The organism is Pseudomonas sp. ICMP22404, assembly GCF_006227205.1.
Taxonomy (GTDB): domain Bacteria; phylum Pseudomonadota; class Gammaproteobacteria; order Pseudomonadales; family Pseudomonadaceae; genus Aquipseudomonas.
In genome coordinates this window covers 325,708-337,564 of the sequence record NZ_VCNG01000005.1, presented here as the reverse complement: position 1 = coordinate 337,564, position 11,857 = coordinate 325,708, and the positions used below count along the sequence as shown (strand labels likewise).

Sequence of the window (11,857 nt, the reverse complement as noted above, 5' to 3'; positions counted from 1 at the left end):
ATTAATGTTCCACCTTGAAAGGCAACCACCGTGGTGGCAAATAGGAGTCGAGGCTGCGGAACTCCAACTCAAACTCACCGTAAGCCGCTGTCTTGGGGATAATGGACCAGGACAAGGGAGCGCCCGTCACCGGCAGTTGTTCGAACAGCGCTGGATCGAACCGTAACCCCAGAGCCTCCGGTGGAACCCCATACAAAGTGACACTCGTCTCGTTGATCAAGTTGCTATCTTTTCTGACCCTCAACTCCAGAATGCTGGTACTTGTATCCTTGATCACCATTCTCCAATTGGCCAGGTCGTCCATGTTGATCGGACGTTCGTCTAGCCGAAGCGTAAATTCCTGCACCCAGGTATCTTCCGTTGCCGATATCCTGGACTCCAACCACTCCGCCTCCCACCCCAGCTCTCCCCTCACGGACGCACTCAATGAATATCGCCCTATCCTCGGCGGTAACTCAAAGGTAATCCGCGCCTTGCCATTCGCATCGGTAACGACCGGCTCCAGCACAACGCCCTTATAGAACCAGTGCACCCGCACGCCTTGAACCGGCTCACCGCTGGCCGCACTGACCACCGTGGCCTCGGCGCTGACTTCTGCCCCCGGAAGCCCCTCGAGGTCAGCACCGGTCAGGCTTTGAATCACGCAAGCCTCATGGACGAGATACTCAAACGATACAACCTCGGTCCCACCGACTGCGCTGGCCGTCACGGAGCCCGGCCCGTCAACCGTCGCCACGAAACTGAAGCGTGCGACACCATAGAAGTTGGTGAACGTGGTCGTGTCCTCCATGACCACGTCTGTGCCGCGCCAGGACACCTGTACATGTCGGGCCGGTTGACCGGTCAGTGCGTTGGTCAGGGTAATTTCAAAGGACAATGTTTCGCCCCAGTCGACCACCGTCGGGTCCTGATGCGTGGCCGCCAGGACATCCACCGGAATATGGCTGCCGAGGGAAAAAGCATTCAGCGGCGAGCGTGCCAGCAGCCGCGAGGCCGACAGTTGTAAATAGAACGCCGCATCGGTCCGGTCACCGGCCGCAAGACTCACCGGCAGACCATTGACGGTCAATGGCCGGGGAAACCCTAGCCCTACCGGTCCGAAATTCATGGCCGTATCCAGCTCATGAGCACCGCGGATCCCCAGCGTCAGCATCTGATCGAGCAACGGGCTGCCCTCTGCGACCGAAAGCGTCAAGTCGAGCTTCTCCGCCCGTCGAGGGAAGAAGGTCTGTTCGCCCCAACGCTGCGTGCCCCCCGTACCGCCCTGTACGTTCAGGTCGAGCCAGGGATCTTCTGCATACGCGTGCACGGTGAAGGTGTGTTCGACTTCGCTCGCGTCATAGGGATTGCTGACCAACGCCTGGACCTCACTGCCACCGGCCGTCGCCGGCCGGTAATCGCGCTGGGCGATACCGTCCGCGCCACTCAGGGAGGTTTCGCCATCGTGCCACTCCACCGACACGTCGTTGGCCGGCCTGCCCGTGAAAGCCGACACATACCGCAGGGCCAGTCGTGCGCTTTCGTTCTTGCTCAGGACCGGGTCCGTCGCGACCTCGTAAGGCGTGCCGATCACCACTTTGTTATGGGCCAGGTTCAGTCCGAAGGGCGGCGGCTGCGTAAAGGGGCCAACGCCCAGGACTTCAGCGGCCCAACTACGGGCGGCGACTTCGGTGGTAGCGGTGAAATCACACCGGTAGCGAATGCCCCCCGCCGTCATCGGCGCCGACCCGGTCAAAGGCGGGGTGATATTCCAGCCTGACGGCAGGCCTGGCGCCACAGTGGTTTCAAACAACAACCCATGCAACCCGCTCAGGTCATCCACGGGCTGGAGGGTCAGGTCGTGGATGGCACCGATGCAGGGGTACAGATCGATGGCGGCGGCCCAGGTTCTTGGTGCCTGGTCGAACACCAGCGTCATCGTCGGGGCCAGGTCCTGGGGCAGCAATCGGAATGCCAGGTCGAGCGGTTCCAGGTCAGCCGATATCACCTGCAAATCAAACACACCGCTGGAATCGGCCTCCAGCGCTTGCACGGCCCAGCTCACCCCGGCGGCGGTAACCGGGGTCGGGGTATCCATGCCGGTGATGACAATGGCACGGGCGCTCGCCGGATCGCGCCACCTCAGGGAAACCTCCTTGCCGAGCAACGGGCTGCCGGTCGTCACCGTGAGATGGAATTGATCATTCTGCCCCATGCGACACACCACACCCGCCCCCACCCGATCGACCGCGACGTCACCCAGTTTGAAACTCGCCGTTTTCCACGCGCTGGTCGCCAGTGTCTGGATGATGAAGTCATGCTCCGGCACCTGCCCGGTTTCACGGGGGTTGACCCGTGCATTGAGGGTGTATTGCCCGTGCACCGAAGGTCGGTCAATCACGCTGGCCCAGCCGTCCACACCGGACCAGGTCCGCTGGAGCCCCTGGGCGCTATCCCACTCCACGGGCACGCCGGTCACAGGCTGGTCCCCCTGGCTCAGCACCTGCACCATGCACCAGACATAATCGTTCTCATCGACCACCGGGACCCGGTTGGCTTCACGCACCAGGCCAATCTTGAGAGTGTGGCGCGCCAGGGACATGGCGTTGTTGACGGTAGGTTTCAGCAAACCGGCGGCGCCCAATCGCAAGCTGAAATCGCCGTCGATGCGGTCATCGCAGTCCAGCCGCCATCTCAGCGGGTTACTGTTGCCCGAGACCGGCTGCAATAGCGCCGGAGAAACCGTCACCCCCAACTCTTCAGGGGCTTTCCCATCCCATTCCAACCATACAGACCGGTTGCGCAGCGGGCTGTCGTCGGCAAGCAACACTTCCAACTGATACGACGCACCGCGATCGGGATAGCCGGTTTTTTCACCCCAAGGCGCAGCCTCCATGTTCGGAAACGCCACGCGCACATCGTTCATCGGATCCGTGGCGTGTGCCGTCACACTGAAGGTGTGCAGCGCGTTGCCTTCGGCATGGAAAGGGCTCTCGACGCTGGCCTTGACTGAAAGCGTGCCGGCGGTCTCGGGGGCAAAGTCGAACCAGGCATAGCCACCGCCGTCGGTTTCACCGCGAAACAGCACGGTATCCCCCAGCATCCAGGACACTTCCCGTTGAGGCATGGGCAGGTCGAGGTAATACGACTTCACCTGAACGCCCAGTTTGACCGATTGTTGATGCTCAATCACCGGTTGATGAGCCGGGTTCAGATGGCTCTCGACGACCAACCGATGGTGCCCCAGGGACACTGCAATCGGATACGTCTCGGCGTGGTATTTGCTGTAGATGGACAGGTTGAACAGCTGCGTTTCATCGCTGACCGGCACCGGACAGTCCACTTGCCAAGTGTCTTCAAGCAATTGGTTTTCGCCCCATCCGGGGGTAATCACCACCGCGTCCAGTGGATTGTCCTGGCTCCACAGCAACGCCTCGGTTCCCGTCCAGGGGCTGTCCGGCGCGGGCCGGAAGGACAGCTGGTGACTCTTCGCGCCGGTTGCCCCATGGCACAGGTAAAGCAGGGGCTCCCCGGTCGGGGTAAACACCTGGCCGTCATTGACAATCTGGGCCAGGACCAGTGGAGCCAGTTCGAGGTGAAAATCGATCCGGGCGACAATCACGTCCAGGCGCGTGGTGGCTTCAGACGGGCTGAGGATGACGAACTCGAACAGATCATCGCTCTCGATATCGAACTCGATCGGCGCCGTCACCGGCGTCAGGCTCAGTGCCTGGGTTTCAGGATCGGCCCCCCGGTTGTCCGAGGGTGGCAGCACGATTTCCAGGCTGTCCTCAGTGCCGCGCCGACGCAGGCTGAAAACCCCGGCGTCCGCGGAACGGTTGTCGTACAGGAAGCTCAAACGGTAGCGCGCCCCTGCCGATTGCGGTGCCGGCGCCGGTACGATCTGGGCAATCCCTCCTCCGCCGTAAAGAGACATGTAGTAGATGGATTGCCCCTCCCATTCGCCTGATTTCCTATCGAACCTCCCGGGCACGCCGGCATTGTTCCAGTGGTTATAGCCCAGATCGAAATGTCCGTTGGGGAGCACATTGGTCTTGGTGTTGACCGGTTCTCTGTTCATCTTTGCCCCCCCTTGAGCGTTGCGCTTTCGGCGGCTCTGACTTTGCCCTGGACGTACCGGGAAAACGCCGGGCCGCCCACCTTGGCGGTGTAGCGAACCTTCACGATGATGTCGTTCAAGGCCGCCAGTTGGTTCTTCTGGCGATCCCACTCCTGGAACCAGGGGAAGGACAGCGTCCAGCGAGACACGGCGCCGGTGTTCTCGAAGATATTGCGCAGGCCCTCTTCGGGTCTCAACGCCGCCACGCCGAAATCATCCAGGCCGATGGAAATGGCCATCTGTTCACCGCTGCTGATATTGAGCAGCACATCGGCCGGCGCCAGACTGCTGTCGCCATACAGATAATCCAGCGACTCAAGGGACGCCTTGATGGCTGTTTCGCTGCCAATCTGCGTCAGCGTCGCACAGACGTTTTCAAAGGGGCCGAGCAACGTCGGCAGGGTCACGTCCACGGCGTTGATCTGGCGGCAGTAATGGTCGTGGTAATCCCGGTCGAACAGCAGTTGCGACAGTTTGAAGTTCAACGTGCCGTTGGTGATCAACCCTTCCCGCGCCTCGTCCCAGCTGGAGTAATCCGCCTGCCGGTCGCTGTTGTCATCGAACAATTGACGCAGGGATACGGTCTTGACGATTTCCAGGCGCCGTTCGTACCGCAGCAAATGATCGGCCTCCATGCGGAGCAGATCGAGGCGCAACGAGTCGCCGGCAGTCAGGCCGTAATAGTTATCCAGCCACGCATCGGTGCGGATGTGGCTGAGGCCGAATTCGGCGGTTTCCAGTTGCAGCGCGCTCTGGGCACTCAGGCAAAGGCTGACGACCTGGTCGTAGGCCTGGTAGTGCAAGGTCTTGCATTGCCCCAGGTGCCAGCGATACAGCTCGACGCGGGTGGCTCGGGTGAGCAGGAAGTCATAGAGTGCCTGGGCCTGGGCATTCATCTTGACGATTTGATCCAGATTGGCCTCGGCGGCCAACATCGCGTGTTTCTGCGCGTTGATCTGTTCGTCGATCATCGCCAGCTCCGCTGTGGCCTGGTCCCGCGCCAACCCCCAGTCTTCGCGTCGCCGCCGATAGCTTTCGGAGGTCGCGTCCTTCTCGGCATCGCTGCGCACGACCTCTGCCCCGACCTGGAACCCGTAAGCCAGGGCTCTTGGAGCACTGCCGAACTGATGGCCGCCGTTGGCCAGGCCGAACACATTGGGGAAGGCATCGATGACAGCGCCCGCCACTTGCATCGAGGTGCTCAGCGCCGTCAACAATTTAACGCTGTCGAGGGCCTCCATAACCTTGTATTCACTGCTGGAAATATTCTCGCTGTACAGCTTCGTGTAGTGGGCTTGCCGCTCCGCGGTCAAGGTGCGACTGCTGTTCAACGCCGCCAGCGTGTCCCGTAGTTGTTCAAGATTTTCTTCCTGCACGGTCCGGACGAAGGTACTCAACTCGGTCAGGTGGCGCTGTTGCAACAACTCTTGCTCGCCCCGGTCCTGTTGTTCCAGCAAGCGCATCACCTGGTTGCCGCACTCCTGCAGATATTGGGTCGCCCGCAGGGCCGTATCGAACAGCGTGCGCCAGCGAAACGCCGCAACCCGCAAAGGCCCGCCCATGGGGCGCACGGGGCCGGCACCGCCGGCAGCCAGGTTGTTGAGCAGATCCGAAGGGTTGATGGTGCTGAACAACTCGATGGACAGCGGTTTGCCGTCGATGGTCAGGTTATGGCGCAGGTTGTACATGCGCTGGGCCGGTAACTCATAGAGCTGCAACACGCGCTGGCTCACCGGCAAGCGGAAACGCTCCACGCCGACAACGCCGGGGTCTTCAAAAAAATGGCTCCTGACCGGCAGCGATCCCGGATCCAGCAGCAGATCCTGCTCGAACGCCCTGAGCGCGGCACTGTCTTCGAGTTCCTCGACCAGTTCCGTCAACGTGGCAGGCGTCCATTGACTGAGGGTGTGCATGTCCGGCGTGGCGCCCATCAGGTTCTTGGCGCGCAGGTATTGCAGCTTGGCGGCGGCCAGACTGTCCCGTGTCAGTTGCCTGTACAACCAGTCGCCCCAGGCCACGAGGTTGGCGACATAGTCCAGAAAAATCAGCATCTGGTAGTGCCGGGGGGTGGAATAGGCAATCGCGTCAGGGTCGGTCGGGTTGTCGGCTTCGCAGCCCACGTCCCCCTCGCTACCAGACACATTCAACGGCCGGCAACGCCAATAGCGCGGCTTCGGATCCGCCCGCTCGGCCTGTGTGTCGGCAATCGCCTGGGGATCGAAGATGAAGTGCAGCCATTGTTGGGCTTCGACGAAGCGCTCCTCGTCCTTGAGCCGGGTCGCCACCAGGTGAGGCAGATGAAAAAAAAGTTCCCAGAAGAACAGCCCGTTGGCACCGTCGAACGGGCCGTTGGGTTCGTTCGAATCGTCGGGCAACGGCGGCTCGTCGGGAAACTGGGTGTCCCAATCGAGGACGGCATCGATCGACACATTGGCGCGTGTCACCAGCTCAGCGCCGATCAGGGTGTTCAGGCGCGCGTACTTGAGCGCCAGCCCCGAGTCATTGAGGTGCAGGAATTGCCCCCCCCGCGCATCGGTCTTGTGCACGGCGGGCAGGCTGGGGTCGGTGGGAACGCCCTTCAGGTCCAAGGTGAAGGTCTTCTGGCCAAAGTCGCGAGGAGGCTCGCCAATGTTCTCCGGACCTTTGAGGATGAACGTTGCCGTCAAGTTGGCGAAGTTTTCCCGTTCGATCCCATGCCACGCAAAGGACCAGCCGCCGTTGTCCGAGTGGGTCTCGACAACGTCGGGCTCGTCATCTCCCGAGTGGTATAGCAGCGACAGGGTAAATGCCATTGGCTCGCCTGTCTTGCCGGGCATCAACAGGGCGCAGTGCGCCTGGTAATACAAGTGCTGCTTACCCCCTACCGTTCTCACAACCACTTTGAGGGTGAAGTTTTCCACCAGGGGATCGGCGCCACTCGACACCGTTTCCGTCATTTTGGAAAAGCCTTCGGGGGCCACTCGCTGTTGAAGGGTCGTGGGCTTGGAGAAGCGGACCATGGCCAGGTGATCCATGAGCGGCTTTTCGTCGGCCACCTTGCGAAACAGTGCGTCGCGTGTTTCGTAGATCTCCACCGGCCAGGGAGGTATCTCAGGAAAAGCCAGTGTCCGCGCATTGGTCAAATGCACCGCCAACCGCCCCTTGGGGTACAACGGGTCCACGTCGTCGCGCAGCATCACCGCCACCAGCCGACATCCCGGGCTGACGTCCTCGTTGAACGCCGACAGATTCAGCCGTATCGGCGGCGACCACTTTCCGTCCAGCGTGATGAAGGCCACCTTCAGCTCAAGCTCGTAGGGCTTTTGCAGGCCGCCGTCGCCATCGAACAAGGCCGGGCGCCATTCGGCCCAGACCAGGCACAAGCGTCCCCCCCAAAAGACCAGGCGACTGTCGAGCACCTGCGCATCGGCGGGGATATCGACCGGTTGCCACTCGCTCCATGCCGCCGGGTTGATCGTCTGGGTGTCGGCGTCCAGCTGCACGTCGGCCTTGCGCCAGAAGTAACGGTAGGGGGCGATCCGTTCCCGGCCCACCAGGTAATAGTCGGCACGGCGGGCATCGGGCCCATCGACATAGCCGTTGAGCACATCCAGGTTGCACACTTCTTCAAAGGCGCGCAGGTATTGCTGCACGCCCGACTGCACCGAGTCGGTGGTCAGCCGGGTCTGGTTGAGGTTGTTTTCCAGCGTCCTGAACAGGCTGGTCTTGCGGATGCGCGCATAGGGGGTGATGTAGTCTTCGGGCATGCACTTGAGCAACTGGCTGGCGGCCCACAGCGGATACTGGCTGGCGATGTCCCAGTCTTTCAGGTCCTTGCGGTCGAACTCCCGCTGGGTGTAGCCGGGCTCCAGCTTCTGGTAGACGGCGTGGATGTACTGCTGGAAACAACTGACCGCCTCGGCGACCCAGGTCGTCTTGACCTGATGGTTGTCCAGGGGGTCGGTGCGCAGCCACTCCAGCAGATCGTCGGCGGTCTTGATCGGTGGGTACCCCTTGCCGGCGTCATGGTCTTCGATTTCCTTGATACCCAAGGCACATTCGATCAACGCGTCGCGGCGCAGGGCGGTTGCCCGGGTGATGTCTTGCGTAGCCATTGCCCTCTCCTGTGAGTTGGGTGTCGTCGCCAACCGGCCAAGCTCCGTGGCGCTGGGTGGAGCGTTGTTTCAGGGGACGAATTTGATGGGGCGGAAGCCCAAATCGATGCTGTCCCTCCTGACTATTGGTTCTTCAATCTCCAGCGGTGTCGCGCTGGTGAACGTCACCTCGGTTATCCCCTCGGCATTGGTCTTGCCTGCAACGGGGAGAAGCGGATCGAGATTCCAGGTCACCGCCTCATGGGCAGCCGGGTTGCCATGTTTGTCGTACATGAGCGCCCGCAGCGTGACGTCAACGCCGACTTTTTCCTCCTGGATGATGAAATCGCCCTGCGGACGCGCCAGTTCGAAACTGGACGGATCATTGCCCAGGGTGATCGTCGCCGCTGGCTGCGGCTCGCGGGCGTCGAGCCGGTAACTGATCACGTCGCGCCCCATAGCATGACCGGCATGCACCGTGACGGTGGCCTGCCCCTGCTCATTGGTGGTGGACTTCTGCGGTTCGATACGGCACAGCGTCGCCCCCCAATACACATTGACGTTCATCTGGGGCTCCTGCCCAAGGGTCACCGTGACGGTCAGTTGCGTGGTTTCATTGCTGTTGGCAACCAGTTCGGTAGTACCCACCGTGCTTTGGACCTCGACCCGATCACCGGCGGCGTGGAGGCCGTACAAGGGTGACGTCCGGTCGGGGTCCGCCAACCGGGCCGTGACCTGATCGGCCAAGTCCCGATAGGCGCTGAAGGACGCGTCGGGTAGCAACGTGCCCATTTTCAATGTGGTCGACGCATCGAGGGTGCTCTGGAGCGAGAACTCACGCAGGCGTGTGAACAGGTCCAGGTGTTGCAGGCTGCGGATGTAACCCTGCCCGCCGTTGACACGCTTGGCGCAGGCGAGCACTTCCTCGGCACTCCAGCCGAAGAGTTCGGCCAGCAGCTCAGCGGCATGGGCTTGTACCAGCCGGAGGCCGTCGCTGGACAGGTCACCGGGCAGTTCATTGACCCGCTGCAGGTAATCGAGCAGCTGTGATTCGGGCTCCTCGCTGAGCGCGACGGCGCGGTTGTAGATTGTCAGGTAGTACAAAGCGCTGGGCGTTAAGGGAGCGCTGGCGGGTGCATTTTCAACGCCATCGCCGATGACGAGGTAAAGCGTCAGGAATTCCGCACTCAGTTTCAGCGCCTTCACGACCTCGCTGCGGCCGGTAAAGCCGTTGAGCATGCCAAGGAACGAATCGCCGGGCTCATCTTCCTCACCGGCGCCTGACGGAACGTCCGCCGTTGAGCGTCCCGCCACATAGGCCAGCACCTCTTGCACCGTGCTGCCCGCCCAGGTCAGCACCGGCAACGCCAGGGGCGGGGCCAGTTCGCCAAACACCGCCAGGCTCTCCTGAACCACGCCACGCTGGCCGGCACGGCTGCTCAGCAACACCGCGACGATCTGTTCGACAGTCTGTGGATCGTCTTTACCGAGCACTCGCCGCACCACGCGCTCGACCACTTCCCGAGCATGATCCTCGTAAGCCGGGTCGGCTGATTCGCTGCGGTGAATGACCACCCCCTGCTCATCGACCAGCTCCAGCAACTGTTGGGTCCATTGCCGGTCGTTGGACAACGGCGAGACACCGCCCATGCGCAACGCGGCCTCGGTAAACAGCGCGGGCGCGAGCTGCGAACGGATCTGATCGAACAGCCGGGTCTGTGCCTCCGAGGGTTCGGTGGGCGCAAGCACGGGCTTGACGCGCGCCAGGGTCCAGGCCACGTCCAGGTTACTATTGGCGCACCAGCGCACCCACCCCTCCAGGCTCTGGATCTGGGTCAAGGCGTCCGGTGACTCCGAATCAGCGCGGGCGTTGATCGCCGGCGAGCCCAGCAGCGCAGCGAGCCCGGCTTCGCCGCTCAACCGGGTGAGGATCTCCACCGCCACATTCGGCGCGATCCCCAACAACTGCGGCAGCCTGGCCATGCGGTAGAACGCGGACAGTACCGACCGGCTCCGCTTGAGCGCCGTCAGGCCCTGGGCGCTGGCGATCAACGGGGCCAGGTTGAAATAGGTCGCCAGGTCGATGTTCAGGCCACCGCAGATCTGCGCGACAGTCAACGCGTCGGCCTCGGTCTGCGGCACCAGCGCGAACGCACCGTCGTCCATCCGCAATGGCGGTGTGGACAGCACGTCGCGGTTGAACACCCGATCGAATTGCGACAGCTCGGTGCCCCGTCCGAAAATCGAAATGTCGCCAACGAACGCTGCGAATTCTTCCGCCGAGCAGCGGTAGTCTTCCCGCAACATCTGAAACAGTCCCAGGGCCCGAACAGTGCTGCTCGTCATCCAGTAATCGGGCGGTTCCGTGGCTGACGTGCCACCCACCCGTGCCTCGGGATTCAGCTCGGCACCGATGATCGCTGTCAGCAGTGCATCGGTTTCATGGCTGGGCAATTGCAACGCGTTGTCCAGTCGGATCTTGCGGTTGAGCCGATCGATTCTGTCATTGAAGGTCACGTCTTCAATGAGCCCGATGATTCTATTGGTGCTGGCATCGCCGCCATAGGTGATGCTCATCGAGTCATCCGCCAACCCATTGTTGACGAACACCGAGCCCGCATGTCCGGGGGTAATCACTGTATCGAGTATCAGCACATGGTCGGACAGCGAAGGGGCAAACGACTCGACCGAGAGCAAGGCTTCCAGCCCACGCTGAGTCAGTTTGGTCCGCTGGTTGAAAAACGCCGTCTGGTTCAGGTTCTGCGGCTCAATGCCTCGCGCCCCGAAGTTCTCCTTGAACCAGTCATCGGTGTCCCCCTCGGGGAAAAGCGACTCTTCCACCATGAGCTGCCGCAACACCGGGCTGAGCCGGGCCGCCTGGGTCAGGGCTGCGCCGCTGTTGCCACCCCAGGGCAGCGCCCGCAGGAAATAGGGAAACGCTGGATCGCACAGCTGCACGATACGGCCAATGGACAGTTTCAGGTCCCGGGTCCACTCATCCAGCGTGACCCACGGGTGGTGATAAGGCAGCCCATTGGGATAGCGTCGGCGACTCAGCATCTCATCCAGATCGACGCCCTCACTCAGGGAGTCTTCGATGGACTTTTCCAGCACGGCGCTGACCACCTCTACCGATGACACCACCCGATATGTCGTCACCGGGTCGACGCGCAGCAGTCCCAAGTCCTTGCGGCGCAGGGCGAGCGCGTAAGCATTCTCGTTTTCGGAAGGGATGAGGCGGCGCTCGGACCAGTGCTTGAGCCACACCGCATAGGCCACGGGCGAATGGATGGCTTCGATCGCGTCCGCCGGGCATTTATTACTGAAGTTGGGCTTGAACAGCTCTTCATAGGTGGGCCCCGGGACCAACGCCAGCAGGCCTTGGCGCAGGTGAGAAGGAAGCGGCTCCTGACGGGTCAGTTGATCTTCGATGAAGCCGCGCAGCACCCACGTTGCCAAGCCGTTGAGGCGTAAGGTAAGCGCCTGGGCATCTTCGGGTTCCAGCCCGTACTCGTTCACCAGCCCGGATGCCCCTTTACGTGCCAGGGCACACACCGAGCCACCCGCCGCGAAATACTGCCCAAGGTCGGACAGAGGCTCGGACCGTCGCCCCGCCAGGAGCTGTTCGCAAAAACGACTGGCGATTTGCGCCGGAGAATCTTTCATCGCAGTGCTCCGTTTCAAG

At 61.9% G+C, this 11,857-nt stretch carries 3 protein-coding genes; all 3 read right to left on the bottom strand.

Annotated elements, in window-relative coordinates; all coding sequences use genetic code 11:
* Position 1: 1 nt before the first annotated feature.
* The 3 genes from FGE05_RS12150 to FGE05_RS12140 all read right to left on the bottom strand — a co-directional run bounded on the left by FGE05_RS12150 (position 2) and on the right by FGE05_RS12140 (position 11,838).
* A complete protein-coding gene (locus FGE05_RS12150; protein ID WP_139645182.1) occupies positions 2-4,060 on the bottom strand; it encodes a hypothetical protein in 4,059 nt (1,352 codons plus the stop codon).
* The gene (locus FGE05_RS12145) at positions 4,057-8,193 is read right to left on the bottom strand and encodes a neuraminidase-like domain-containing protein (protein WP_139645181.1); all 4,137 of its coding nucleotides are present in this window, start codon (positions 8,191-8,193) and stop codon (positions 4,057-4,059) included. Before FGE05_RS12145 ends, FGE05_RS12150 begins: the two co-directional genes overlap by 4 nt.
* 69 nt (positions 8,194-8,262) lie before the next feature.
* Positions 8,263-11,838 carry a Tc toxin subunit A gene (locus FGE05_RS12140; RefSeq protein WP_139645179.1) on the bottom strand — a complete coding sequence of 1,192 codons (3,576 nt, stop codon included), beginning with the start codon at positions 11,836-11,838 and terminating at the stop codon, positions 8,263-8,265.
* Between the last annotated feature and the right edge of the window lie 19 nt (positions 11,839-11,857).